This is a genomic window from Streptomyces acidicola (assembly GCF_009377235.1).
Lineage (GTDB): Bacteria > Actinomycetota > Actinomycetes > Streptomycetales > Streptomycetaceae > Streptomyces > Streptomyces acidicola.
Map to the genome: position 1 here is coordinate 60,496 of NZ_VMNX01000008.1, position 24,303 is coordinate 84,798.

The window sequence follows — 24,303 nt, forward strand, 5'->3', positions numbered from 1 at the left end:
GCCTGGTCAGCATCAGCGGCATGCTCAGAGGACGGCGCAGGTGTCGCCGATCGCCTCGTCCAGAATCGCCAAGCCGAGCGAAAGCTCGTCCTCGGTGGCGGTCAGCGGCGGCGCCATCCGCAGGACTCCGCCCATGCCGGGGAGCTGGACGATGTTCGTGTGCAGGCCGAGTTCGAGGCAGCGCCGGGTGACCCGCGCGCCCAGCTCGTTCGAGCTCCGCTTGGTCTCGCGGTCAAGGACGAGTTCGAGCCCGGCCAGCAGGCCCCGGCCACGGATGTCGCCGACGATCGCGTGACGCGTGGCGATGTCCGCGAGGCCGTGGCGGAGGAACGCGCCGAGCGACCGCGCGCGCTCGTCGAGCCTGTCGCCGATCAGGACGTCGAGGACGGTGTTGCCGACCGCGGCCACGAGCGGGTCGGCGATGTGCGTGGTGAAGAACAGGAACCCGCGCTCGTGCGCCTCCTGCTCGATCTCGGCGCTGGTGACCACGGCCGCGAGGGGGAGTCCGGCCCCGAGCGTCTTGGACAACGTGAGGATGTCGGGGACGACGCCGTCGCGCTCGAACGCATACCAGGTCCCCGTACGGCAGAGGCCGGTCTGGGCCTCGTCGAGGATCAACAGCATGCCGCGTTCCCTGCATTTTTCTTGCAGGGCCGCGAAGTACCCGACTGGCGGCTCGATGATTCCGCCTGAACTGAGAATCGGTTCGACGAGGCACGCGGCCAGGCTGCCGGTCGACTGGGCGTCGATCAGGTCGAAGGCGAAGTCCAGCTGGCGGCGCCAGTCCAGCGAGCCGTCGGGCGTGGTGAAGTCGGGCCGGTACGCGTTCGGCACGGGGATGGCGAAGTTGCCGGGCGCGCCCGGGCCGTAGCCCTTGCGACCCGCGCTGTAGGTGGCGGACGCGGCGGCCTGCGTCATGCCGTGCCAGGACCGCGCGAACGAGACGATCTCGTGCCTGCCGGTGACGAGCTTGGCCATCCGGATCGCGGCTTCGTTCGACTCGGCGCCGGTCGTCAGCAGCAGCGCCTTCTCCAGCGTCGCGGGCAACGTGTCGGCCAGTCGCCGGGCGAGGTCGACCACTGGGCGGCTGAGCATGCCGCTGAAGAGGTGGTCGAGGGTCGCGACCTGCCGCTGGACGGTCGCGACGATCTCCGGGTGCGAGTGGCCGAGGATCGCGCTCATCTGGCCGGAGGTGAAGTCAAGGATCTTCCGGCCACTCGCGGTGAACAGGAAACTCCCGGCGGCTCGGTCGATGATCTCGGGGGTGAACTCGCCGCCGTAGCGTACGAGATGCCTCTCGGCATCGGTCCAGAAGGTTTCGGTGGACGACGTGGAGGTGGTCACAGCAGCCATGTCGCCGACGGTAGGTCGCGCTCGAGTGACACGTCCATCTCACAATTCCGGCTCCCCTGTTCGGCAGAACCGCACAACAATGAGGGCGTGATGAACCCCTGGAGGCTACGGCTGCTGAGCCTGCTGGACACGCTGGGCACCGTCCGTGCGGTCGCACAGGCCGCCAACCTGAGCCCGTCAAGCGTGTCTCAGCAGCTCGCCGTGCTGGAGACCGAGACGCGCACACAACTACTGGAACGAACGGGACGCCGGGTGCGGCTGACCCCGGCCGGGCTGATCCTCGCCCGGCGGGCGCGGGCGATCCTCGATCACATGGACAGCGTCGAGGCGGAGTTGCGCGGGTTCGGCGAGGAGCCGTCCGGCCTGGTGCGGCTGGGGGCGTTCCAGAGCGCGATCCACACCATGGCCGTGCCGGCGGTAACACGTCTGGCGCGCGAGTATCCGCACCTGGACGTCGAGTTGCTGGAACTGGAGCCGCACGACAGCATGCCCGCGCTGCGAGGTGGCGACGCGGACGTCATCATCACGACCACGGACTTCGACGAGCCGCCGTTGGGACCGGATCTCGACCTCGTGCCACTGGCCACGGACGAGATCCTGCTGGTGGTCCCGCCCGGGCATCCCGCGGCCGGGCGCGGCGCCGTGGACCTCGCGGCCTACGCGGACGAGCCGTGGGCGTTCGACACGCCACAGTCGTACATGGCGAGTCTCGCGCTACGCCTGTGCCGTCAATCGAGGTTCGAGCCGCGGGTGGTGTGCCGGTTCAGCAACTACATGATGACCCTCCAGCACGTCGAGGCCGGGCTGTCGATCGCGCTGCTGCCCGGCTTGGCGGTCGATCGCCGTTATCGCGTCGCCACCGGTCATCTCGCGACTCCCGTGACGCGCACGATCACGGCGGCGATCCGTCGTGGCTCACCACCTCGCGCGGCGGTGAGCGTCGTGTTGGACGCACTGCGTCACCAGCCGGATCTGCCGCTGCCGGGTCGTGAGTGAGGTTCATTGTCAGGGCAGGAATTCGTAGAACGGACGGTCAGGCGCGAAGTTGCGAGAACACAATGTCACGTCTCTCCCCCTGAGATAGTCCAGCAACCATTCACTGAATGTCATCTCGTAGAGAGTCCACGCCGGACTGTCGAACTCCTGGACCACGACACGCCAGGGCGACGAGGGGTCGTCGGGAACGCGAAGGAAAACCGCCTCGCCCGTCGTGGCCGTCGCCGCCGGCATCAATTCGCCGGGGTTCGCCCCTACCGGACTGGGCAGGTACTCCGCCATGTCCTCCTCGCGCCAGAGCTCGAGATCCAGCCTGATGTCCTTTCCCAGGCTGTGCAGAAGATGACCGGCGGGGTGCTTCAGAGACAACTGCCCGTTGACCGAGATCGAACCGTAGGCGTCGACGATCTCACGAAAGTCCGCAGGGAATTCGATGCCGAGTTCCTGCTCCAGTTCGATCCATGGTGCCGGATCCGACCAGTTGAACCGGGGTTCACCCAACAGGGCTTGTATCTCTGAAAGCGTTGCCACCCAGTAGTGTCCTGAATCGTCAATTCGTTGACAGTGGACGGTGAGAGTCTCTCACGCCGGCGTTGTCTGGTTCGGTCGTGCCGCATGCGGCGTCACTTCCTGCGTAGTCTACGTCATTCCGTCGTTCCGAGGAAGCTTCAGCCGTGCGCTTCTCCGACTGTCACACTGATCGGCCGGCGGTCGGCGGCCAGGCGGATCAGCAGCTGGGCGGAGGGACTGTCGGACAGCCAGTGCAGCGTGCTGGCCGGTTCCGTCTTGTCGCCCAAAGCGTCGAGGAACGGCCCGAGTTGGGGATGCTCAGTTCCATCAGCGCGGGTGACGCGGTCGCGAACGCGGTGATGCACCAGGCAGCGCAGGCATTGGCCGTCGGCGTAGGCACCTTCTTCGCTTCCGCAGGTGGTGCAGGGTGCGGCGGGGCCTGCTCCGGCGCAGGGTCCGCAGATCGCGGCCTCGCCGGTACCCGGGAGGTGGGCGATGCCGGTGAGAGGCCGGCGGATACCGCAGCGCGCGCAAGGTCCGGGGCGGCTGCGGATGCGGTGGTAGCAGGGTGGGCAGACTGGGCCCATGGGCCAGTTCGCTGCCACGACCCGTAAGCGGTGGCAGCCTGCGCAGGTCCGCTGGGGCAGGGGTCTGCAGGCCCAGCAGGTCAGCGTGCCGTCCCGTCGCCGGTAGCAGGGTCGTTGCCGTCCGCAGACGGCGCACGACGCGGCGGTGGTGGGTCGGCGGTAGCAGCGGTAACAAACCTTCCCGGCACCGTCGGCCGGGCTGCCGGCGCGGCGGCTGATCCGGGTGAGTTCCCCGCAGATGGAACAGATCCGGCGGGGTTGACGGGTGCGCTGGTAGCACGGTTGACACAGGGGTCCGTGCGGCCCGTTCGCTTTGGTGGGGGACAGCGCGCCGCGCTCCGTGCAGGTGCGCAGAGGCCGTCCCCAGCACCGTCTGCAGATGGGACGGCCGTGCTCGTCGCGGCCGGCGGGTGGGCGCAGCTGCGCCCATTGGACGCACGACGTGAGCACTGACGGGTCGCTCAGGTAGCAACAATGCCAGTGCAGGAGTCATTTATTCAGTCGGTGCTCCGCGAGAGAACTGCAAATTCATGATCACCGCGCTCTCCGAGGCGGCGTGAAGACGTAGAGGTCGAGGATGTCGGGACAAGGGGCGACGCCGGGGCCGCCGGCCCTGACCCAGGCGGCGATGTCCTCGGTAGCGTCGGGGTCGTTGACGAGGCCGAGCCAGACCGGGCGGGCGCCTGCGGCGCGGGCCGCGGCGGACGGCTGGACGACGATCACGTTGGCGTGCTCGCACACGTCGAGGCAGGTCGAGATGCGCAGCGGGACGCTCTCCGCCAGGCGCGCGGTCTGACGGTCGTGGTCGACTCCGGTCACCTTCGGAGTTCCGCAGCAGCAGTCCCGGCAGACGACGATGCGGCACGGTGCCGGTTCGGCGGAGGTGTGGTCCGTGTCAGCTGCTTCAGGGCGCTGTCGAGGCAGCGCTCGTCACACTCCTCTTCGGGGGAGATCCATCCCCGGCGGCCGGGCGCAGGAAGCGGATCACGGGGTGGCCGGGGTCGTGGGTGACCTCGGCGCCGACGCCGTAGACCTGCTCGATGAGGGCAGGTGTCAGGACCTCGGCCGGCGTGCCCTCCGTGACCGCGCGGCCGTCGCGCAGGACGAGGAGGCGGTCGCAGTACATCGAGGCGAGGTTGAGGTCGTGCAGGGCGATCACGGTGGTGACGGGCAGGCTCGCGACGAGGTCCAGCAGGTCGAGCTGGTGCTGGATGTCCAGGTGGTTGGTGGGTTCGTCGAGGAGGAGTTCGCGGGGTTCCTGAGCGAGGGCGCGGGCGATCTGGGTGCGCTGGCGTTCGCCGCCGGAGAGGGTGTGCCAGGACTGGCCGGCCCGGTCGGTCAGTCCGGTGCGCCGCAGGGCCTCGGTGACGGCTTCCGCGTCGGCCGCCGTGGGCGGTGTCCAGGCGCGGCGGTGCGGGATGCGTCCGAGGGCGACGATGTCCCGGACGGTCAGTTCGGTCCGGGTGTCGGCATGCTGTTCCACGCTGGCGATACGGCGTGCGGTGGCTCGGCGGCCGACCTCGGTGAGCGTGCGCCCGTCCAGGGTCACGGCTCCGGCGCTGGGGGCGAGAACCCCGGCCAGCAGCCGCAACAGTGTCGACTTCCCCGAGCCGTTGGGGCCGAGCAGGCCGACGGTCTCGCCGGGGCTCAGGGAAAGGGTGACGCCGTCGACGACGACCTTGTCGCCGATGCGCCGTACGACGCGGTCCGCACGCAGGCCAGTCATGCCCTCCTCCGCCCGCGGTAGAGCACGGCGACGAAAGCCGGCACGCCGATGAGGGACGTCACCACGCCCACCGGGACCTCCTGGGGGTCGAGGACGGTACGGGCGAGGGTGTCCACCCACACCAGGAAGACGGCCCCGGTCAGCGCCGTCACGGGCAGGAGACGGGCGTGCCCGGAGCCGGTGAGGGCGCGGGTGGCATGCGGGAGGACCAGGCCGACGAAGCCGATCGCGCCGGCGCAGCTGACCAGGGCGGCGGTGAGCAGCGCCGTCGCGGACAGGAGAACCAGGCGAGTGCGGGCGACACGGACCCCGAGTCCGGCGGCGGCCTCGTCGCCGAAGGCGAACGCGTCGAGCGTACGGGCGTACCCGAGGCAGATGACGAGGACCACCGCCAGGACGACGGTGCAGAGCAGCACCTGTCCCCAGTCGGCGCCGGTGAGCGAGCCGAGCAACCAGAACAGCACGCCCCGGGTGGTCTCCGCGTCCGCCGAGGTCAGGACGATGAACGAGGTCAGCGCCGAGAACAGCTGCATGGCCGCCACCCCGGACAGCACTACTCGGTCGGTGCTGCCGCCCAGGTTGTGGCTGAGCAGCAGCACCAGCGCGAAGGAGAGCAGCGCCCCGAAGAAGGCGCCCGCCGACAGGGACACCACTCCCCCGCCCACGCCCAGCACGACCACGGCGACCGCTCCCGTGGACGCACCGGAGGAAACACCGAGGACGAAGGGATCGGCCAGCGGGTTGCGCAGCAACGACTGCATCACCGCCCCGCACACGGCGAGCCCGGCCCCGCACACGGCGGCGAGCAGCGTGCGAGGCATCCGCAGGTTCCACACGATGCCGTCCCGCAGTGGCGCCAACGTGCTCTCACCCAGGCCGAGATGGGCTGAGACGGCGGCCCACACGTCGCCGGTGGAGATGTCCGCCGGTCCGATCGTCACGGCCACGGCGATCGACGCGAGCAGCGCGGTCAGTCCGCCGCCCGTCAGCAGCAGGGTGCGGAGGCTCACTTGGCGAGTCCGAAGTCGCGCAGCCCGGCTGCGACCTTCTCGATCCCCTCAACCGTACGGATGGACGGGTTCATCGCCTGCCCGCTGAGCAGGACGTACCGCTTCTTCTTCACCGCGTTGAGATTGCGGGTGGCCGGGTTGGTTTCCAGGAAGCGGATCTTCGCGGCCGCGGTCTCCGCGGTCTGTTGCTTGCGGGTCAGGTCGCCGAGCACGATGACATCGGGGTCACGGTCGGCGACAGTCTCCCAGTTGATCTGGGGCCACTCGTCGTGGGTGTCCGAGAAGGCGTTCTTCGCGCCGACCGCACGCGTGATGGCGCCGGGCGCGCCGCAGCAGCCGGCCAGGTACGGCGACTGGGAGTTGGCGAACCAGTACATGAGGGAGACGCCGGAGGCGTCCAGCCCGTCGGTCGCCTTGCGTACCCGTTCCTTCAGATCGGCAACGACTTTCTCGCCCCGTTCTTCGACGCCGAACGCCCTTGCCAGATCGCGTATTTCGCCGTAGAGAGCGTCGAGAGTGAGCGGCTTGCTACGCGATCCGTCGCCGCCGCTGTCGTTGTCCTTGCCCGAGCAGTCGGACGGAGAGACGTACGTGGGCACGCCCAGCTTCTCGAACTGCTCTCGGGTGGCGACCCCGCCCTTGCCGAGGGTGGAGACGAACGAGGCGGTGACGAAGTCGGGTTCGGCGTCCAGGACCTTTTCGAAGGAGGGCGCGTTGTCAGCGAGCCGGGGCACGGACGTGTCGGCCTTCTCCAGGCCCTTCATCACCGGGTCGGTCCAGGTCGCCGTACCGGCCATGCGGCCGGCGAGACCGAGGGAGAGCAGGATCTCCGTGGTGCCCTGGTTGAGCGAGACGGCCCGCTTCGGGGCCGACTTCAAGATGGCCTTGTGGCCGCAGTTGTCGAGGGTCACCGGGTAGCCGGCGGCAGAAGTCTGCTCCGACTTCGCGTCGTCGCCGGCCGAGCCGCAGGCGGTAAGCAGCAGGGCGGACGCGAGGAGAAGCGCCGGAGTGCGGAGAAGGACGGGGGTGCGGAGCACGGGCATGCCTCGGGGGTCGGGGCTCGTACGCGGAGCCTGGCCTACGGACGTCCCTCCGCGCCAGGACGCGAAGGTGCCAGCAGGTCTTCGGACTCGGGGTCGTCCGGACGAGGCGCCTTCCCGGTCTCCCAGTGGCGTCGTGCCCCGCCCGTCCCCCTCACCGCTGCGCGTCAGTTCCGGATTCGCACCGGATTCCCTGGCCTCGGGTGTGGCTCGACTGGCCCGATGAGGCTATCAAGTCCGTCATACGGTCTGGTGATGCGATCGGTCACGGGTTCGGCACGCAGGTGCTGGTGTTCTGGTCCCTCCGCAGGGACTGGCCGAGCGGCGGTGCGCCCCGGCTGGGGGCGGTCGAGGCGTTCACAGACACGGCAGCCCATGCCGATGGGGGTGGCGGCGGCGCCGGCGAGGTCGAGTCCGTCGGCGTGGACGAGGCGATGGGCAGATGGGCGCCGGTATCGCTGAGGACCGGGCGGGCTTCGTCGTCGACGCCCTCCTCGTCCCGTACCTCCCGTCCGCCGTGCGGATGGCCAAGTCCGGCTTCGCCACGGCCGATGACATCGGCACCGGTATGGAACTGGGCTGCGCCCACCCCATGAGCCCGCTGAAGCTGGCGCACCTGATCTGTCCCGATACCGTCGCCTCGATCGCAGAGTCACTCGTGGCGCACCCGGACCGAGGGGCCCGGACCGTGCCGCCTGGTGAGGGTCCGGCAGGCGCGGACAGGGGAAGGGCGGGAAACGCCTGTGCGGCCTTTCCCGGCCTCGGCCCGTTTCACACCTGTCCCCCGCATGTATCAGCTCACCATCCGAATGGTGGACGCGGTGCTCCGTACTCGGGGGCGGGCCTTTACGCTGGCTGGTGCAGCTGGTTCGCCCCGTCCGCCAGGCGGGATGCGTCGTAAGAGGGAACCCGGTGGGAATCCGGGACTGCCCCGCAGCGGTGAGCGGGAACGACAGCCGTCATACGCACTGGGTCCGACGTACCGGGTCTGGGAAGCGACGGCCAGTAGGTGTCCTCCGGTCAGGAGGGCGTGCCCGTGAGTCCGAAGACCTGCCAACTGCCCGTGTGCGAAACACTCGCGCGCGGACATCCCGGTGACCTCGTGGGCGGGTCGGCGTACATATCAAGCGGATGACCGCGCTGTGCCGCGCAAGGTCGTGTCCGCCTGGTTCCGTCACCCCTTCGCGCTCTCGTCCCGTCGCCGGGATCTCAGGGAATCATCTCGCGAAGGAGATCTCCGTGACCACCAAGTCCGCAGCCGCGGCAGCACGGGCCACCGTGTACGGCTACCCCCGCCAGGGACAGAGCCGGGAACTGAAGAAGGCCGTCGAGGGCTACTGGAGGGGCCGCGTCACCGCGAACGCGCTCCGGGACACCGCCGCCGGGCTACGCCGTACGAACTGGCGGCAGCTCGCCGAGGCCGGCATCGACGAGGTGCCCACCGGCGACTTCTCGTACTACGACCACGTCCTGGACACCACCGTCATGGTCGGCGCGATCCCCGCCCGGCACCGGGCGGCCGTCGACGCAGACGCGCTGGAGGGCTACTTCGCCATGGCCCGCGGCACGCAGGACGCGGCGCCGCTGGAGATGACGAAGTGGTTCGACACCAACTACCACTATCTCGTACCAGAGTTGAGCCCGGACACCGTATTCGCGTCCGACTCGGCCAAGCAGGTCGCCGAGTTCAAGGAGGCCCTCGCCCTCGGCTTGACCGCCCGGCCCGTCCTGGTCGGCCCTGTCACCTACCTCCTGCTTGCCAAGCCCGCCCCGGGCGTGCCGCCGGATTTCAACCCGCTCACCCTTCTCGACCGGCTGCTCCCGGTGTACGCCGAAGTGCTCGCCGACCTGCGTGCGGCCGGCGCCGAGTGGGTGCAGCTCGACGAGCCCGCCCTGGTCCAGGACCGTACGCCGGCCGAGTTGGACGCCGCGGCCTGCGCGTACCGGGACCTCGGCGCCTTCACCGAGCGGCCCAGGCTGCTGGTCGCCTCCTACTTCGACCGGCTCGGCGAGGCCCTGCCCGTCCTCGCCAAGGCCCCGGTGGAGGGTCTGGCCCTGGACTTCACCGAGGCCGGTGCCGCCAACCTCGACGGCCTCGCGGCGGCCGGCGGGCTGCCCGGCAAGCGTTTGGTCGCCGGCATCGTCAACGGCCGCAACATCTGGGTGAACGACCTGGAGAAGTCGCTCTCCACGCTCGGCACGCTGCTGGGGCTGGCGGACCGGGTGGACGTGACCGCCTCCTGCTCCCTGCTGCACGTCCCGCTCGACGCCGCCGCCGAACGCGACATCGAGCCGCAGATTCTGCGCTGGCTCGCCTTCGCGAAGCAGAAGACCGCCGAGATCGTCACTCTCGCCAAGGGCCTCGCCCAGGGTACGGACACCATCGCCGCCGAACTCGCCGCCAACCGCGCCGCTCTGGCCTCCCGGACGGGTTCGCCGATCACCAACGCTCCTGACGTACGGGCCCGGGCCACCGCCGTCACCGACGCCGCCGCGCGCCGCTCACAGCCGTACGCCGAGCGCGCCGGCACGCAGCGGGCCCGCCTCGGGCTGCCGCTGCTGCCGACCACGACCATCGGATCCTTTCCGCAGACCGGCGAACTGCGCACCGCGCGCGCTGACTTGGGGGCGGGCCGGATCGGCACCGCCGACTACGAAGAGCGCATCAGGGCCGAGATCCAGGAGGTGATCTCCTTCCAGGAGAAGACCGGCCTGCACGTCCTCGTGCACGGCGAGGCCGAACGCAACGACATGGTCCAGTACTTCGCCGAACAGCTCACCGGCTACCTCGCCACCCAGCACGGCTGGGTCCAGTCGTACGGAACCCGCTACGTCCGCCCGCCGATCCTGGCCGGCGACATCTCGCGGCCCGAGCCGATGACGGTGCGCTGGACGTCGTACGCCCAGTCCCTCACCTCACGCCCGGTCAAGGGCATGCTCACCGGACCGGTCACCATGCTCGCCTGGTCCTTCGTCCGCGACGACCAGCCGCTCGGCGAGACAGCCCGTCAGGTCGCCCTCGCCCTGCGCGACGAGGTGAACGACCTGGAGGCGGCCGGCACTCCGGTGATCCAGGTGGACGAGCCCGCGCTGCGCGAGACGCTGCCGCTGCGGGCCGGCGACCGTCCGGCCTATCTGGCCTGGGCGACGGAGGCGTTCCGGCTCACGACCGGCGGCGTCCGTCCGGACACTCAGATCCACACCCACATGTGCTACGCGGAGTTCGGCGACATCGTGCAGGCCATCGACGACCTCGATGCCGACGTCATCAGTCTCGAAGCCGCCCGCTCGCACATGCAGGTCGCCCGCGAACTCGCCGCCCACGGCTACCCGCGCGAGGCCGGACCCGGCGTGTACGACATCCACTCCCCACGCGTACCGAGCGCCGAGGAGGCCGCCGCACTGCTGCGGACCGGCCTCAAGGCGATCCCCGCCGAACGGCTCTGGGTCAACCCCGACTGCGGCCTGAAGACCCGCGGCTGGCCCGAGACCCGCGCCTCCCTGGAGAACCTGGTCGCCGCCGCCCGCACGGTCCGAAGTGAGCTGCCCGCGTCCTGACCCGGACGAGCGGCCGGGGTGGGAGTGCCCGCGCTCCGACCCCGGCACCGGCCAACGTAAGATCGCCCACTTCGACAGAACGGCAGCCTGCGCACATGGCTCTCGGTATCCCCAGCAAAAGGGCGGGCGGCGAACGGTCAGAGCGTCACGGCCGGGACAGCCTGACAGCCAGGAAGTGCGGCTGCCGACGGGTCTTCTCATATCGGCGGGGATCGATGATCCGGGCTCCCTCGGTCGCCTGGGGCTCCTCCAGGCGCTCCAGCACGAACCCGGCCGCGAGGAGTTCACCGAGGAACGTCTGGGCGGTGTCGGGGAGTTCGCCGCTGCTCTGGCCTTCGGCCCGCTCACGGACCGGGAGCAGGCTGATGCCCTGGCCAACTGACTGACGAAGGGACTGAATCAGGGCCGCCGCCCTCCGCGCCATCTGCTGGCCGTACGACCGTCACGCCGCCCGGGCAGTAGCCGCAGCGGGCCCCGTCTTCGCACCCCCAGCCAGGATCGGTGCAGGCACCCCGCCAGTCCCCGCCCTCCGCGGGCACATCCGAGCCAAAAACATCCACGCCCGCAGGCTGGGGCACGACACGGTCTGCTCATCCGCGTCCGAGTCGCCCGCTGGAACCCACCATCCGGCATCCTGCCCGGTCAGCCGCGCGCAACCGAGCAGCAACAGCCAAGCCGACATGGCACGCGCTCCCCCATGACCTGACATGACCGTCACCTCTGCCCGAGGCAACGGCATGGGCTTCCCGGAGGATCTCCAGGACGGGCAGGACGAGCTGCGCGCCCAGTTCCCGATCATCACCGCCCATCCGGAGCCGGCCTACCTGGACAGCGCAGCCACCGCTCAGAAGCCGCAGGCAGGTCTGGACGCCGTCCAGACCTGGCTCACCACCACCAACGCCCATGCCAATGCCGGTCGCGGCACCTACACCTGGGCCAACCGGACCACAGAACTCGTGGAGCGGACGCGAGACCACGTCAAGGAGTTCCTGGCCGCCCCGGCTCCGGAACGCTCCGCCGTGCCCTTCACCAGCGGAACCACCGAGGGCCTGCGGACGATCGCCCGCGACTGGCTGACCTCGTACCTCACCGACGGGGACGAGATCATCGTCCCCGTCGCCGACCACCAGCGGACATCGCCCCCGGCTGGAGACACGGCAGCTCCTGGCCCGGCAGCCGCGCCACGGCACGGGTGCGGGAAACGGCGCGGGCCTGCCCCTGTCCGCGCACGTACGGCTGCTGCGGCAGGTCAGGTTTGCCCACCCCGTCAGGTCTGGCAGTACGGCAACAGTTACGTGGTGGTGGCGACTCGTTAGACGGCGTGACCTGCCGGTTCGGCTCCATCCGGGCGCTGGAGCAGCTTCGCGAAGAGCCCGTGACGGGGAGCCAGGCACCAGGTGAGGACGAACAGGCCGGTGAGAACCACGACCACGGAGCCGCCCGCGGCGAGGTCGTAGGCGTACGAGACGTACAGGCCCGCGATGCTGCCCGCGCAGCCGATGAGAGAGGCCATTAGGGCCATCGCCCACAGGCGCTCGGTGAGCATGCGAGCGGTGGCGGCGGGGGTGATGAGCAGCGCGAGGACGAGGATGTTGCCGACCGCCTCCAGGGACATCACGATCGTCGTGGTGACGACGACGTACAGGGTCAGGTCGAGTCGGAACACCGGCAGGCCCGCCGCGCGTGCCGTCTCGCGGTCCAGGCTGACGGCGACCAGTTCCTTGCCGATCACCAGCACGACGAGGACCAGTACGGCCCCGATGCCGGCCACGGTCCACACGTCCGACGCGCTCACCGCCAGCACCTGGCCGAACAGGAAGGACGACAGGTCCGTCGTCCAGCTGTCCCTGGTGGAGACCAGGACGATGCCCAGCCCGAAGGCGAAGGCGAAGAAGACACCGATGACGGTGTCCTCCTTCAGCCGCCGGTTCTGGGAGACGAAGGCGATCAGCACGGCCGTGGCGATGCCGGCCGCGGCTCCGCCGAGCAGAAGGTTGCCTTCGAAGGCGTAGGCAAGGGCGACGCCCGGGAAGGCCGAGTGGGCGATCGCGTCGCCGATGAACGCCATGCCACGCAGCACGACGTACACGCCGACGACGCCGCACACCAGGCCGACGACTGCCGCTACGGCGAACGCCCGCTGCATGAAGGGAAGTTGCCAAGGATCAGTGAGGAAGGCGATCAGGTCGCTCATGATGCGGTCACCGTACCGATCGCGCGGTCGAGGCCGAAGGCCCGCAGCATCTGGTCGGGGTCGGCGAGAATGTCGGGGCCGCCCTCGGCGACGACCGTGCGGTTGATCAGCGCCACCCGGTGGCAGGTGCGGGCGGCGGCCGCCAGATCGTGCGTAGTCATCAGCAGAGCCTTGCCTTCCGTGGCCAGCTGGCCGAACAGCTCGTTCAACAGTTCCTGGGTGGGGACGTCGACTCCCGTGAACGGCTCGTCGAGGAGCAGGATGCGTGGGCCGGCGGCCAGGGCGCGGGCCACCAGGACCCGCTGCCGCTGGCCGCCGGAGAGCTCGCCGATCGGGCGCCGACGCAGCTCGGTCAGCCCGGTCAGTTCCAGCGCCTCGTCCACCGCCGCCCGGGCGGCCGCGCCCGGGCGGCGCAGCCAGCCCATCTGCCGGGTGCGGCCGGTGAGGACGGCGCCCGCGATGTCGATGGGAAAGTCCCAGGCGAACTCATGCCGCTGCGGCACGTATCCGATGCTCCGCCCGCTCCGTCGCCCGGTCCGGCCCTCGACGGCCACCTCGCCTCCGGCCAGCGGAACAAGCCCGAGCACGGCGCGCAGGAGCGTCGTCTTGCCCGCGCCGTTCGGGCCGATGAGGCCGACCAGTTCACCTGCGTCGACCGACAGGTCGGCCCGCTCCAGGGCGGTCCTCCCGCCGAGGACGACGGTCGCACCCGCGACCCGCAGCATCGGGTCCGATCGCTCAGCCACGTGCGGTCCTCCTGCGCCGCGCGGCCAGGAAGGACACGACGCCCACTGCGGTGAGCGCGGCCGCCGCCGAGCCCAGGAGTACGGCCTGACCGGCGCCGGTGGAAGCCATCTTGCCGTCGGCGTCGTCCGTCGAAGAGCCGCCCGTGGAACCGGAGTCGGACGCGGAGCCCGCCGTGTCCGAGGAACCGGACGTCCCGGAGGTCCCGGCCGCTCCCTTGCCTGAGCCGTCGCCCGGCGTCACCGTGCTGGGGTCGGTGTCGCCGACCACGAACGTCACCGTCTCGGTGTCGGAGACCTTCGTTCCGTTCGCGAGCGTGCCGCTCATCTTGAAGGTCAGCCGGTATGTCCCTTCCTTGGTGAACGCCCATCCGCCGTGCGCGTGCGTGTCGGCGGGCACGTCGAAGGAGTCCGGCATCCCGTCCTTGCTGTTGAACAGCACGTTCGCGCCCGACATCGCGTCATACGTGTAGAGCGCGTAGGCACCCGGACCCTCGACCGCGGTGAGGGAGAACTCCACTCCTCCCGTGGTCGCCCCCGCCTTGATGTTGTCCGTCGACCAACCGGGCCACAGCAGCCCCTCCTGCTGCACCTGGTCGAGCAGCCACACCGGGGCGCCGCCCTTGCCGAGGAACGCGAACTCGTCGCCCGCCGGAAGGGTGTTCTTGGCCGCGGGCTTGACGTGCAGGACTACGGAAGAGGGCTCGCGCCAGGTGGTCTTTCCCGAGACGGTTCCGTCCTTGATGTGGATCTGCAGCTTGTTGTCGACGACGCGGGCGGCGAAGTCGACGTGGCCCTCGTCGAGGACCTTCTTGTCGGACACCGCGTCGGCGGATGCCGTGGTGGCGGCACGGGCGGTGGGCCGCTCGGTCTCGGCCGCCTCCGTCACGGCCTTTCGGGCCGCCGCCTGGGTCTGCGCCTCCTCGGAGGTTCCCTCGACGGGAGTCTCCTCGGCAACCGGCTCGTTCCCGGGCGTGGCCTCCCCGCCCGCCACCTCGAGGCTGTCCCCGACCACCACGGTGTACACGGTCCCTACGGACAGTTCCCGCCCGTCCGCGGCCGTGGCCTCGGCGCTGAAGATGACCTGGTACGTGCCGTCCTCGCTGAACTCCCAGCGGGTATTGCCCTGGTGGCCCACGGGCAGCTCATGTGCGCCGGACAGGTCGTCCGCGCTGTCGAACAGCAATGTGTCCTGGGCTCTGTCACCGGCCCCCTCGTTCTCGGCCGAGTACACCTTCAGGTCACCGGGCCCGTCGAGCCCGGTCAGAGACCACCGCACGGTGTCCCTGTCCACCGCGCCCTCGGGCACTCCGGTGGTGTCCCATCCGGGTGCCGAGGCGTCCGTCACGTCCGCACTGCCCACCTCGATCACATGGGCGCTCTCCGCCGGATCCATGGTGAGCATGCCGTCCGCGTAGGCGATCCGGCCGAGTCCGGGCTCCGCCGTGCCGTCGGCCGCGACGGCGACCCCGCCCCCCGCCAGGGTGGCCGCGAGCACCACCGCCACGGCGGCCCTCTGACCTCTGCGCATGCCCCTCATCAGGCGTCCTTTCCCAGGCACTTGGCGAGTTCGGTCGCGTTGTGCCGCATCATCGCTACGTAGTCGTGGACCTTGTCGTCGAACGAGTCGCCGTAGATCGTGCAGATGCCGACCCCCTCGTCCTCGGCGACCCGGCGCAGCACGTCGGCGCGTGCCGCGAGGTTCGGTTCCAGGAACACGGACGGGACCTGCTTCTCCCGGATGGTGTCGCCGAGTTCCTCCACCTCGGCCGCACTCGGCTCCTGGTTGGGCACGGGCACGACGAAGCCCGCGATCTCCATGCCGTACGCCTTCGCGAGGTACCCGAAGGCGTCGTGTGTGGTGATCAGCTTGCGGTTCTTCTCCGGCACGGTGGCGAGCTTCCTGGCAACCTCCTCGTCGAGGGCGCGGAGCGTCTTCAGGTACGCGGCGGCGTTCTTCTCGTACGTCGCCCTGCCGTCCGGATCGGCCTTGATCAGCTCGGCTTCGATCCGCCGGACGTACGCCTCGGCGTTGGCGACGTCCTCCCAGGCGTGCGGGTCCATGTCGCCGTGGACATGCTTGCCGATCACTGCCTGCGGCAGCACCCACAGCTCGTCGCCCGCCCTGCCGAGGAAGGAATACGGCTTCTCCTTCGGCACCGTCTCCTTGGCCCGGTCGGGCACGTTCACCACCACGTCATCGGCCGCGAGCCGCGTCGGCTCGCCGCTCTTGTCGTCGTCGGCGCGGACGTAGACCTTCCCGGTCTCGGCGTTGAGCGCGACGTCGGCGTGCCCGCCGTCGAGTACGGTCACTCCCTCGGGCGCCTCGGTGTCGTCGCCGACGGTGAAGGTGAAGGTGCCGCTGCCGATCTCCTCGGTCTTTCCGTCGAGTGTCTCGGTCCTTCCCGCGACGGTCAGCCGGTACGTTCCGGGCTCGCTGAACGCCCAGTTGACGTGGGTGTGAGCCTCGGGCGGCAAGGTGAAGGAGTCGGCGTCGTCGAAGCCGTCGGCGGAGTCGATGTACACCTCGGGCTTGCCGAGCGTGTCGGTGAGATAGACGCGCAGCTCGCCGGGCCCCTCCAGCTCCGTGGCGGTCGTCCGGACCTGGGAACCGTCTCCCTCGACCTCGCCCTCCACGGCCCAGCCGAGCCACAGCACGTCGAGCCCGAGATCCTCCTCCAGCTTGATGACCGTGCCGCCGTACTGCTCCAGCTTCTCGGCGATCTCCATCTTCGGGGCGGACTTCTTGGCGTTGGTGTGGACCATCTTCATGATCCCGGGCTCTTCGAGCAGCAGACCGTTACTGAACACGACATCGGCCTTGGCGACCTTGGCCGCGTCGCCGGGGCTCGGCTCGTAGGAGTGCGGGTCGCCGTGGTGCGGCACGATCGAGGTGACGTCGACGCGGTCGCCGCCGACCTGCTCGACCAGGTCGGCGATGATCGCGGTGGTCGTCGATACCGTCAACTCGGCATCGGACGTCCCGGCTTGAAGACCACTGCAACCGGGCAGAAGGGCGCTCGCCGCGACCAGCGCGACGGTGGCGGTGGTGGTGCGTCTGGGGTGGCCCCGCATGGGGCTCCTCCTTTTCTCGAACACGACAATGCCGCGTACGACGGACCGGGTCGCTGCCGGGCGCCGGCCCGCCGTACACGGAGCTTTCACTGGGCGGTACGCCGACGTCGTACGAAGAACACCGCGCCGCCGCCCACGACCAGGGCGAGAACGGCGATGCCCGCGATCACGGCGACTTGGGCACCGGTGGAGGCGAGCCCGCCGGACGTCGGGGTTCCGCTGCCGCCGGTCGACGAGCTTCCGCTCGTTCCGGAGGCGGCGGAGCCCGGGTCGGTTGCCGGGGCTGAGGCGCTCACTGAACCGGACGCCGATGGCGACACGGTCGCGGTCGGCGTCGCGGAGGCCGACGCCGACGCGGTGGCCGTGGGAGTCGCAGTCGGCTCGTCCCCCTCGCCCGGGTTCACGGTCGACGGGTCCACGTCGTCCCCGACCACCCAGGCGACGGTCTCCGTGTCGCTGACCTTCCTGCCGTCGGCGAGAGTGGCGCTGACGGTGAAGGTGGTGCGGTAGACGCCCTCCTGCGCGAAGGCCCACACGGTGTGGCGGTGGGTCGGTACGGACAGATCGAAGCTGTCCGGCAGCCCGTCCCCGCTGTGGGCGTGCATGGTCACCGAGCCGACCGAGCCTTCCGTGAAGATGCTCAGCGCTCCCGGGCCCTGGACGGCGTCGAGCCGGAAGGCGACACGGCCGTCGATCTCCGAGCTCTTGAACTGGTCGGTGCTCCAGCCGGGCCAGACAAGACCGTCGACCTGCTGGATGGGCAGCCACCACACGGGCCCGCCCACGGACCCAAGGAACTCGTACCCTGCGGTGATCTTCCGCCGAGCCGCGGGCTTCACATGCAGGACGACCATCCCGGGCTCGTACCACTCGTAGTCCTGCGCCGTGCCCTGCTTGATCTGGAACCGCAGCGAGCCGTCCACCGGGCGCGCGGCCAGATCGAGGTGGCCGTTGTCGATGACGTGTGCGGCCGGCACGGTGGGCGTGGTGGGCGTCGCGCTCGTCGAGGGCGAGGAGCTCGTGGACGTCGGGGGCGTCGGGGTGGACCCGTCGCCGGGCAGCACGTCGTGCGGGTCGACGTCGTCGCCGACCACCACGGCCAGAGTTTCGGTGTCGGTGGAACCGCCGCTGGTCACCGTGAACGTCAGCCGGTAGACGCCCTCCTTGGTGAACTGCCAGATGGGAAGCAGTCGTTGCTCATCGCGCGGCAACGTGAAGGTGCGCTGGACGGAGGCCACACTGCCCAGGTAGGGGATCGCCGGAGCGTCCGCGTAGTCCATCTCGCGGGTGTAGGCGGCCATACCGAAGTCGCCGGGTCCTTCGTATCCGGACAGGCTGACCTCGGTGTCACCCTCCGCCTCGGAGCCGTTCCAGCCCGGCTCGGGGGCGAAGATGTTCTCCGCCTCCCAGCCGTTGAGCTGCCAGGTGTCCATGTTCGTCGTGCCGAGCGCGGTGGCCACCGGGTCCAGGGTTGACTGCAAGGACGACTGCACCGCGTGCAGCACCACGTCGGAGGGCTCACGCACGACCGTTGTGCCGCTGCTGCGGTCGTCGATCTGCAACTCCAGCTTGCCGTCGACCAGTCGGGGCGTGAAATCGAGCTCGCCCTCGTCGAGGACGAGGGCACCGCCGACGGTGCGGGCAGCCCCGCTGCCGCCGGCGGCGGCCAGCCCTGCCGCGCCCAGGAGCACCGCGGTCGCCCCGGTAAGAGCCGCGGCCGTCAAGGCGCGTCTGCCGCGCGTCAGGGCCCGCATCACGAGCCGACGACGACGGTGTACGTCTCGGTGGCGGACTCCGTCACACCGCCGGCCGTGCCCTGGACACGGAACGTGAGCTGGTAGGTACCGGCCTCCTCAAAGGCCCAGTTGGCGTGGTTGTGGGTGGCGACGCCGAAGGTCCGGGACTTGAAGGTGGTGATGCCCGGGTTGCTGTCGTACCAGCGCGTCCCGCTGCCCGCGTAGATGCTGAAGTCGTCGGTGGCGGCGCCGTTACGGGTGGCGCTGACGAGGGTGTACGTGACGGTGTTGTTCGCGAAGACGCCGGTGGTGAGGTGCTCGGTGGAGATGCCCGGGAACAGCACCCCGGCGGCGTCGGCCTCGGCCTCGGTGTCCGGCAGCAGCCAGATCTGGCTGCCCGCACCAAGGAAGCCGTAGCCCGGGTTGGCGACCTTCGCCGCCGCCGGCACCGACAGGGTCACGTCGGCCGGCTCGTACTCGGTGCCGGTTTCCTCGTCGTGGACGTGGAGGTGCAGGTCGGCGCCGTCCCACTCGGCGTCGAGGACGTCGACGTGGCCGCTGCTCAGGCTGGTGGCGGCGAAGGCGGAGGTGTTGAGCCCGGCTGTGGCGAGCGCGGCGGCGGCGATGCCGGTGACAGTCAGCAGGTGTCTGTGGGTACGCAAGAGAAACCCCCATGGGTCATGTTCATGCCCGCTCGGGCATGAGTAAGACGATAATCATTTTCAATAGAGCATGCAACGAGATCGCTGTGATACCCGGGTGCATCAGCGGTCGAACGGTGCGGCAGCTGTGAGGGTCCGTCGCGGGCGAGACTCGTCCGCACTGGTGCCGAAGAGAAGCTGTTCAGACGGCGACCGACGAGAACCGCTCCGGTCGACGAGAAAGCGGGGTGCCAGACCATGGCATACGGTCATCAGCACGCCCCTGACGAGCAGTTCACGCAGGTACGGGAGGCGTGGCGGGCTGGATCGGAGCAGCGGCTCATCGGCTCGGGGCCGCTCACCGGAGGCGCACCGGACAGGTAGGGCCGGTCGCTCTCCCGCCGGAGAAGGCGGGGAGCGGTGAACGACCCCGACCAGGAGGTGCACCTCGGCGGATCCGGCCGCAACGCTCAGCGGAAGAGCCTGCCCAGTGCCGTCCTCGACGACGTGGTCGATGCCGAACCGCTCTCCGGTAAAGCGGTGAACGATGTCTCGCGCCTGACTCTTGCCGACGGAACCCGGCTCGTCCTCAAGGGCTCCGTCGGGGGCGCCGTCGGACCTGTTCCCATTCGAGGCGGAGCCGCTGCCCGCCCTCCGTGAGCACGGAGGCTGCGAACGCCCCGAATGCTGGAGGTGAGTTCCAGTCATCCCCCCCATGGAAGCAATAGGTGCCCAGAGCGGCCGTCGACGGTGGGAGTCCCCTGGGACTTTCCTGGTACTTCCGGCCGCGTCAACAGACATGGCGACGAAACAGCCGAAAGACCATCTACACAGCTCAACGCCCTACCGTCATTCAACGCGGCAGCAACATAGCTCGTGATCGCCGGTTAGCCAAACCGGCGTTTCCAGAGACGATTATTTCGCCAGCGTCCACTTCGCGAACTGTGTCGTCCGTCTCTGGACTCTTCCATCGATCCGTCTAGTGTTCCGTACTCCCCCGGAGAATAGCCGCACTTGTCCATTGAGCTGATAGCAACCAACGCCGAACGGCACCACGAGAAGGAGGCCGCGGCGTACCCGACAGCCCCTCCCCATCATGTCGTCTCACCTGATAACCAAGCGCCTCTCCTGACCAACGCCTGGTATTCGACCAGTGACCTCGCCGCTTGTCTGAGAGTGGACGCCTCAACTCTCCGCCGCTGGCGCACCGCTCAGCCTCCTCAGGGGCCGCCTTTCATCACGGTCTCGGAACGCGTCGTCATGTACAGCGCTCTCGACGTCGAGGAATGGCTTCGCCGGCGACGCACCGTCCCTACCAAGGGGCTCAATGGCCGATAAGACCAGTGTTCCCGTAGGTGTCCGACTCTCCACCGATATCGAGTACCGTCCTGACCGCCCCACTCCGTATCGGGCACGCGTCCGGTGGACCGATCCGACCAGCAAGCGCCGCCAGTCACTGTCCGAGGGAAAAGGACAGCGAAGAAGAGGCGCAGGAATGGCTCCAGGCCATCATCGAGGCCGCACAAGCCGGCCTGAGCCCGTCGCTGGCCCATGAAGCTCGCCGAATACGGCGAAGCGAACATGGACCTCGCCCTGCGCGGCCTGGAGTTGAAAACGCTGGACCCCTACCTGTCGGGGTGGCGGATGCGTGTGGTCCCCGCCCTGGGCCACCTCGCGGTGCGGATGATCACCAATGGCGTCGTCGACCGCACCGTGCAGAACCGGATCGCCGACGAGCACAGCCGCTCAACGGTGAAGAACACCATCGCCGTCCTGGTCCGCGTCATGGAGCAGGCAGTCCGTGACGGCATCATCAAGGTCAACCCCGCCCGGGTGACCGGCCGGCAGAAACTCTACAAGCAGGCCGAGGACGAACTCCTCGACCCACGCGCGCTGGTCCTGCCCGACTGGGAGACCCTCCTCTCACTGGCCGACGCGCTCGTGGCCGCCTCCCACGACCAGTACCGCGGCTGGGGAGACGTGGTCATCTTCGCCGCGTGCACCGCCGCACGGATCGGCGAAGTGTCAGGCTGCCGTGTCGGGGACATCGACACCAGCCAGTGGATCTGGACCGTGCGGCGTCAGACCACACCCGCGCCCGGCGGTCTGACCGACAAGGGCACCAAGGGCAAGCGGGCCCGCAAGGTTCCCATCGTCGAGGAGATCCGCCCCCTCATCGCCCAGCGCATCCTGTCCGCCAGCCCGAATCCCGACGCCCGCCTGTTCACCGGCCCGCGCGGCGGACGCATTCCACCGCCGTCCCGCGCGACGCCACACACTGGGACGACGTGGTCGCCAAGCTCGGCTACGAGCACCTGCGCCGCCACGACCTCCGGCACACCGGACTGACCTGGTTCGCCGACGCCGGAGTCCAAGTGCACGTCCTCCGCAGGATCGCCGGCCACGGGTCACTGACCACCACCCAGCGCTACCTGCACCCGGACGTACAAGATCACGGCCGCCGGGGCCGCGCTCTCCGCACACCTCAGCGTGCTGCGCGCGCCGCGCTCGCTGCCGAGCCCCATCGTTGTGACCGGCTGACCCCGGTCAAGGACGCCGGTCCCCAACCGGTTCCCAAAAATGATCAAGGGCCGGTTTCGGATGCCTCCGAAACCGGCCCTGAGCTGCGACTGTCTCCAGTCGGGACGACAGGATTTGAACCTGCGACCCCTTGACCCCCAGTCAAGTGCGCTACCAAGCTGCGCCACGTCCCGTTGCCCGTCTGACCTGGGGTTTCCCCTGACTCAACGTGCACAGAAACAATACCGCACTCGGACCGGTGGTCGCGCACTCGTTTCTGCGCGGTACGGACAGGCGCGGCGACGCTTGACCTGAAGTTTGGTTGAGGTTGCACGATCGTCGTATGTCGATCGGAACTGAGCGCGCAGACCGTCATGAGTACGGAAACACACGCGACAGCTACACGTACACGGACCTGCCCCACCTGATGGGGATGATGACGGGGGACGAGAAGCACGGCCCCGCGGCGACATCCACACTGGACGTGCTGTGGGTGCTCTACGACCGGGTACTGCGGGTCGAGCCGGAGCGGGCGGGGGATCCTGAACGGGACCGGTTCCTGTTGTCCAAGGGGCACGGGCCCATGGCGTACTACGCGGTGCTCGCCGCCAAGGGGTTCCTGCCCGTCGAGTGGCTGCCGGAATTCGGTTCGTACGACTCGCCACTCGGTCACCACCCGGACCGGGTCCTGGTGCCGGGCGCCGAGATCGGCAGCGGGTCGCTCGGGCACGGGCTGCCCCTCGCGGTCGGTACGGCGCTGGGGCTGCGGGCCCAGGGGCTCGACGGGCCCGGCATCTGGGTGCTGATCGGGGACGCCGAGCTGGACGAGGGCAGCAACCACGAGGCGATCGCGTACGCCGGGCCGGCCGGCCTCGACCGGCTGCACGCCGTCGTGGTCGACAACGCCTCCGCCAGCCACGCGCTGCCTGGCGGCATCGCCGCGCGGTTCGAGGCGGCCGGCTGGTCCGCCGAGACCGTCGACGGACGTGATCACCAGGCGTTGTACGCCGCTTTCACGGCACCGCATCCGGGCCGCCCCCGCGTGGTCGTCGCCCGCGTCGAGCCCAAGAACGCCTGAGAGACGACGCTCCGCAACCCGCCCTCTCGACCGCCGTCGAGTTCTCGACCAGTCCGTTCCCAGTCCCAGTCCACCTCCAGTCCGTCTTCAGGCATTGAAAGGACCCCACCCATGGACACCATGCGTGACCGCTTCGCCCCCGTCGTCTCCCGTCTGCTCGACGAGGATCCGCGGGTCGCGGTCGTCCTCGCCGAGATCGGCAAGGACGGGTTCGAGGAGACGCAACACCGGCATCCGGATCGAGTGATCAATGTGGGTATTCGCGAGCAGCTGCTGGTCGGGGCCGGTGCGGGACTGGCGCTGACCGGGATGCGGCCCGTGGTGCACACCTTCGCCAGCTTCCTGGTGGAGCGACCCTTCGAGCAGGTCAAACTGGATCTCGGTCACCAGGACGTGGGCGCGGTGCTGGTCAGTGCCGCCGCGTCGTTCGACTGGCCCGCCGGGGGCTTCACCCACATGGCGCCCGGCGACGTGGCCCTGCTGGACACGCTGGACGGCTGGACCGTGCACGTCCCGGGACACCCCGACGAGGCGGAGACCCTGCTGCGGCATGCGGTGGGCCCGGGCGGCAACAAGGCGGACAAGGTGTACGTGCGGCTGTCCGTGCAGGCGAACGAGCGGGGCCTCACGGTCGACGGGGCCCGCTTCCTCACCGTCCGCGAAGGGCGCGGCGGCGTGGTCGTCGCCGTCGGGCCGCTCCTCGACGCCGTACTCGGCGCCACGGAGGGGCTCGACGTCACCGTCCTGTACGCCACCACCGTGCGCCCCTTCGACGCCGCCGCACTGCGCCGTGCCACGGAGGCGGCCGGAGCGGATGTGGTCCTCGTCGAGCCGTACCTGGCCGGTACCTCCACGGCCGCCGCGAACGACGCCCTCGCCGACATCCCGCACCGGGTGCTGGGGCTCGGGGTCGGGCGCCGGGAACTCCGGCGGTACGGGACGGTCGAGGAGCACGTGTCCGCGCACGGTCTCGACGCCGGGTCGCTGCGGGAGCGGATCACGGGGTTCCTGGGACCGACACCGGCCCACGTCTGACATCCGAGATCTGGCATTTGTCGTCCGGCATCTGGCGTCTGGCGTTCTGGCGTCTGGCATCCGACGTCTTCCGCCCTCGATCACTGCCGGACCGTCGGCTGACTCAGTCCGCCACCGGCAGTCCCAGTCCCGGATGTGCCTCCAGCAGCCGTGGCGGTGCCGCCTGCCGCCAGGAGTCGGCGAGGATGACGCGCAGCTCGTTCTCGTCCTCCAGGACGGCCAGCCGGACCCGTACCCAGGCGAAGCTCGCCTCGTGGTCGGCGATCCAGAACTTGTCCGGTTCGGCCAGGACCAGCTCGTCCCGCTCCACCTTGGGGCAGCGCACGGCGATGGAGGTCTCGTCCTCGGGCAGGGTGGCGAACATCTTCCCCGCCACCCGGAACGTGGGCATGCTCCAGGCGATCTTCTCCGTCGTGTCCGGCAGGGAGAGGGCGATACGTCGTACGTCTTCGGCATCGAGCATGAGACGCACCGTAGCGGGCGCCACTGACAATCACCCGG

Annotated in this window: 23 protein-coding genes, 1 tRNA gene, 2 pseudogenes and 2 riboswitches; of the genes and pseudogenes, 11 read left to right on the forward strand and 15 right to left on the reverse strand. The window is 69.6% G+C overall.

Features of this window, described 5'->3' with window-relative positions; genetic code table 11:
- Positions 1-24: 24 nt before the first annotated feature.
- On the reverse strand, positions 25-1,353 hold the full coding sequence (locus tag FPZ41_RS05100; protein ID WP_152859528.1) for an aspartate aminotransferase family protein: 1,329 nt from the start codon (positions 1,351-1,353) through the stop codon (positions 25-27).
- Between the two features lie 90 nt (positions 1,354-1,443).
- Here FPZ41_RS05100 and FPZ41_RS05105 point away from each other — a divergent pair, with 90 nt between their 5' ends.
- Positions 1,444-2,349 (forward strand): LysR substrate-binding domain-containing protein, encoded by a 906-nt coding sequence (locus tag FPZ41_RS05105; protein ID WP_152859530.1) that lies wholly within the window; start codon positions 1,444-1,446, stop codon positions 2,347-2,349.
- Positions 2,350-2,358: 9 nt separating this feature from the next.
- Here the strand turns inward: FPZ41_RS05105 and FPZ41_RS05110 are convergent, their stop codons facing one another.
- The 5 genes from FPZ41_RS05110 to FPZ41_RS05130 form a co-directional block, all read right to left on the reverse strand.
- The gene (locus tag FPZ41_RS05110) at positions 2,359-2,880 is read right to left on the reverse strand and encodes an SMI1/KNR4 family protein (protein ID WP_322619842.1); all 522 of its coding nucleotides are present in this window, start codon (positions 2,878-2,880) and stop codon (positions 2,359-2,361) included.
- 1,100 nt (positions 2,881-3,980) lie between these two features.
- Positions 3,981-4,370 carry a (2Fe-2S) ferredoxin domain-containing protein gene (locus FPZ41_RS05115; RefSeq protein WP_152859532.1) on the reverse strand — a complete coding sequence of 130 codons (390 nt, stop codon included), beginning with the start codon at positions 4,368-4,370 and terminating at the stop codon, positions 3,981-3,983.
- Entirely contained in the window at positions 4,351-5,172 is an 822-nt protein-coding gene (locus FPZ41_RS05120; RefSeq protein WP_152859534.1) for an ABC transporter ATP-binding protein, read from the reverse strand. The genes FPZ41_RS05115 and FPZ41_RS05120 overlap by 20 nt, the downstream gene beginning before the upstream one ends.
- Positions 5,169-6,182, reverse strand: a complete 1,014-nt coding sequence (locus FPZ41_RS05125; protein ID WP_322619843.1) for a FecCD family ABC transporter permease — start codon at positions 6,180-6,182, stop codon at positions 5,169-5,171. The genes FPZ41_RS05120 and FPZ41_RS05125 overlap by 4 nt, the downstream gene beginning before the upstream one ends.
- Positions 6,179-7,225 carry an ABC transporter substrate-binding protein gene (locus tag FPZ41_RS05130; RefSeq protein ID WP_152859536.1) on the reverse strand — a complete coding sequence of 349 codons (1,047 nt, stop codon included), beginning with the start codon at positions 7,223-7,225 and terminating at the stop codon, positions 6,179-6,181. Before FPZ41_RS05130 ends, FPZ41_RS05125 begins: the two co-directional genes overlap by 4 nt.
- Before the next feature lie 55 nt (positions 7,226-7,280).
- Positions 7,281-7,456: riboswitch (cobalamin riboswitch) on the reverse strand.
- 223 nt (positions 7,457-7,679) lie between these two features.
- Here FPZ41_RS05130 and FPZ41_RS05140 point away from each other — a divergent pair.
- Together FPZ41_RS05140 and metE are read left to right on the forward strand one after the other, a co-directional pair.
- Positions 7,680-7,880: pseudogene (locus FPZ41_RS05140) on the forward strand (3-hydroxyacyl-CoA dehydrogenase family protein); the annotation flags it as partial.
- 190 nt (positions 7,881-8,070) lie between these two features.
- A riboswitch (cobalamin riboswitch) is annotated at positions 8,071-8,294 on the forward strand.
- A 167-nt stretch (positions 8,295-8,461) separates the two neighbouring features.
- Positions 8,462-10,780, forward strand: a complete 2,319-nt coding sequence (gene metE / locus FPZ41_RS05145) for a 5-methyltetrahydropteroyltriglutamate--homocysteine S-methyltransferase (protein ID WP_322619844.1) — start codon at positions 8,462-8,464, stop codon at positions 10,778-10,780.
- Positions 10,781-10,925: 145 nt separating this feature from the next.
- Here the strand turns inward: metE and FPZ41_RS05150 are convergent, their stop codons facing one another.
- Complete coding sequence (locus FPZ41_RS05150) at positions 10,926-11,204, reverse strand: hypothetical protein (RefSeq protein WP_152859540.1); 279 nt, start codon at positions 11,202-11,204, stop codon at positions 10,926-10,928.
- Between the two features lie 313 nt (positions 11,205-11,517).
- Here FPZ41_RS05150 and FPZ41_RS05155 point away from each other — a divergent pair.
- Positions 11,518-11,950: pseudogene (locus FPZ41_RS05155) on the forward strand (aminotransferase class V-fold PLP-dependent enzyme); the annotation flags it as partial.
- 142 nt (positions 11,951-12,092) lie between these two features.
- Here FPZ41_RS05155 and FPZ41_RS05160 read toward each other — a convergent pair.
- The 6 genes from FPZ41_RS05160 to FPZ41_RS05185 form a co-directional block, all read right to left on the reverse strand.
- A complete protein-coding gene (locus tag FPZ41_RS05160; protein WP_152859542.1) occupies positions 12,093-12,974 on the reverse strand; it encodes an anchored repeat-type ABC transporter permease subunit in 882 nt (293 codons plus the stop codon).
- Positions 12,971-13,720: an anchored repeat-type ABC transporter ATP-binding subunit gene (locus FPZ41_RS05165; RefSeq protein WP_407698750.1), complete on the reverse strand. Its 750-nt coding sequence runs from the start codon at positions 13,718-13,720 to the stop codon at positions 12,971-12,973. The genes FPZ41_RS05160 and FPZ41_RS05165 overlap by 4 nt, the downstream gene beginning before the upstream one ends.
- On the reverse strand, positions 13,713-15,248 hold the full coding sequence (locus FPZ41_RS05170; RefSeq protein ID WP_194235991.1) for a TIGR03773 family transporter-associated surface protein: 1,536 nt from the start codon (positions 15,246-15,248) through the stop codon (positions 13,713-13,715). Before FPZ41_RS05170 ends, FPZ41_RS05165 begins: the two co-directional genes overlap by 8 nt.
- A gap of 8 nt (positions 15,249-15,256) precedes the next feature.
- Positions 15,257-16,792 (reverse strand): anchored repeat ABC transporter, substrate-binding protein, encoded by a 1,536-nt coding sequence (locus tag FPZ41_RS05175; RefSeq protein ID WP_152859546.1) that lies wholly within the window; start codon positions 16,790-16,792, stop codon positions 15,257-15,259.
- A gap of 86 nt (positions 16,793-16,878) precedes the next feature.
- Positions 16,879-18,516 (reverse strand): choice-of-anchor M domain-containing protein, encoded by a 1,638-nt coding sequence (locus FPZ41_RS05180; RefSeq protein ID WP_194235992.1) that lies wholly within the window; start codon positions 18,514-18,516, stop codon positions 16,879-16,881.
- A 29-nt stretch (positions 18,517-18,545) separates the two neighbouring features.
- On the reverse strand, positions 18,546-19,190 hold the full coding sequence (locus FPZ41_RS05185) for a choice-of-anchor M domain-containing protein (RefSeq protein WP_152859548.1): 645 nt from the start codon (positions 19,188-19,190) through the stop codon (positions 18,546-18,548).
- A gap of 237 nt (positions 19,191-19,427) precedes the next feature.
- Here FPZ41_RS05185 and FPZ41_RS49355 point away from each other — a divergent pair, with 237 nt between their 5' ends.
- From FPZ41_RS49355 to FPZ41_RS47915, 5 genes are all read left to right on the forward strand, one after another.
- Positions 19,428-19,553, forward strand: a complete 126-nt coding sequence (locus FPZ41_RS49355) for a hypothetical protein (protein ID WP_265584195.1) — start codon at positions 19,428-19,430, stop codon at positions 19,551-19,553.
- 36 nt (positions 19,554-19,589) lie between these two features.
- Positions 19,590-19,829, forward strand: coding sequence for a hypothetical protein (locus FPZ41_RS05190; protein WP_152859550.1), 240 nt, complete (start codon positions 19,590-19,592; stop codon positions 19,827-19,829).
- A gap of 354 nt (positions 19,830-20,183) precedes the next feature.
- On the forward strand, positions 20,184-20,507 hold the full coding sequence (locus FPZ41_RS47910; protein WP_228022476.1) for a helix-turn-helix transcriptional regulator: 324 nt from the start codon (positions 20,184-20,186) through the stop codon (positions 20,505-20,507).
- 213 nt (positions 20,508-20,720) lie between these two features.
- A complete protein-coding gene (locus tag FPZ41_RS05200; protein ID WP_228022477.1) occupies positions 20,721-21,518 on the forward strand; it encodes a tyrosine-type recombinase/integrase in 798 nt (265 codons plus the stop codon).
- Complete coding sequence (locus FPZ41_RS47915) at positions 21,458-21,844, forward strand: site-specific integrase (RefSeq protein ID WP_322619845.1); 387 nt, start codon at positions 21,458-21,460, stop codon at positions 21,842-21,844. The genes FPZ41_RS05200 and FPZ41_RS47915 overlap by 61 nt, the downstream gene beginning before the upstream one ends.
- Here FPZ41_RS47915 and FPZ41_RS05205 read toward each other — a convergent pair.
- Positions 21,810-21,883, reverse strand: a tRNA-Pro gene (locus FPZ41_RS05205). The two genes, FPZ41_RS47915 and FPZ41_RS05205, sit on opposite strands and share 35 nt — an antisense overlap.
- A 149-nt stretch (positions 21,884-22,032) precedes the next feature.
- Here FPZ41_RS05205 and FPZ41_RS05210 point away from each other — a divergent pair.
- Together FPZ41_RS05210 and FPZ41_RS05215 are read left to right on the forward strand one after the other, a co-directional pair.
- Positions 22,033-22,767 carry a thiamine pyrophosphate-dependent enzyme gene (locus FPZ41_RS05210; RefSeq protein ID WP_152859552.1) on the forward strand — a complete coding sequence of 245 codons (735 nt, stop codon included), beginning with the start codon at positions 22,033-22,035 and terminating at the stop codon, positions 22,765-22,767.
- Between the two features lie 111 nt (positions 22,768-22,878).
- Positions 22,879-23,802 (forward strand): transketolase family protein, encoded by a 924-nt coding sequence (locus FPZ41_RS05215; RefSeq protein WP_152859554.1) that lies wholly within the window; start codon positions 22,879-22,881, stop codon positions 23,800-23,802.
- Between the two features lie 103 nt (positions 23,803-23,905).
- Here FPZ41_RS05215 and FPZ41_RS05220 read toward each other — a convergent pair whose 3' ends face one another.
- A complete protein-coding gene (locus FPZ41_RS05220) occupies positions 23,906-24,265 on the reverse strand; it encodes an MmcQ/YjbR family DNA-binding protein (RefSeq protein ID WP_152859556.1) in 360 nt (119 codons plus the stop codon).
- Positions 24,266-24,303 lie beyond the last annotated feature (38 nt).

Bases quoted from the DNA above. Each gene is read 5' to 3' on its own strand.
- FPZ41_RS05170 (WP_194235991.1), bottom strand. From the start codon at position 15,248: ATGCGCAGAGGTCAGAGGGCCGCCGTGGCGGTGGTGCTCGCGGCCACC.
- FPZ41_RS05120 (WP_152859534.1), bottom strand. From the start codon at position 5,172: ATGACTGGCCTGCGTGCGGACCGCGTCGTACGGCGCATCGGCGACAAG.
- FPZ41_RS05210 (WP_152859552.1), top strand. From the start codon at position 22,033: ATGTCGATCGGAACTGAGCGCGCAGACCGTCATGAGTACGGAAACACA.
- FPZ41_RS05200 (WP_228022477.1), top strand. From the start codon at position 20,721: ATGAAGCTCGCCGAATACGGCGAAGCGAACATGGACCTCGCCCTGCGC.
- FPZ41_RS05150 (WP_152859540.1), bottom strand. From the start codon at position 11,204: ATGGCGCGGAGGGCGGCGGCCCTGATTCAGTCCCTTCGTCAGTCAGTT.
- FPZ41_RS05175 (WP_152859546.1), bottom strand. From the start codon at position 16,792: ATGCGGGGCCACCCCAGACGCACCACCACCGCCACCGTCGCGCTGGTC.
- FPZ41_RS49355 (WP_265584195.1), top strand. From the start codon at position 19,428: ATGGCATACGGTCATCAGCACGCCCCTGACGAGCAGTTCACGCAGGTA.
- FPZ41_RS05220 (WP_152859556.1), bottom strand. From the start codon at position 24,265: ATGCTCGATGCCGAAGACGTACGACGTATCGCCCTCTCCCTGCCGGAC.
- FPZ41_RS05100 (WP_152859528.1), bottom strand. From the start codon at position 1,353: ATGGCTGCTGTGACCACCTCCACGTCGTCCACCGAAACCTTCTGGACC.
- FPZ41_RS05105 (WP_152859530.1), top strand. From the start codon at position 1,444: ATGAACCCCTGGAGGCTACGGCTGCTGAGCCTGCTGGACACGCTGGGC.
- FPZ41_RS05215 (WP_152859554.1), top strand. From the start codon at position 22,879: ATGGACACCATGCGTGACCGCTTCGCCCCCGTCGTCTCCCGTCTGCTC.
- FPZ41_RS05130 (WP_152859536.1), bottom strand. From the start codon at position 7,225: ATGCCCGTGCTCCGCACCCCCGTCCTTCTCCGCACTCCGGCGCTTCTC.
- FPZ41_RS05160 (WP_152859542.1), bottom strand. From the start codon at position 12,974: ATGAGCGACCTGATCGCCTTCCTCACTGATCCTTGGCAACTTCCCTTC.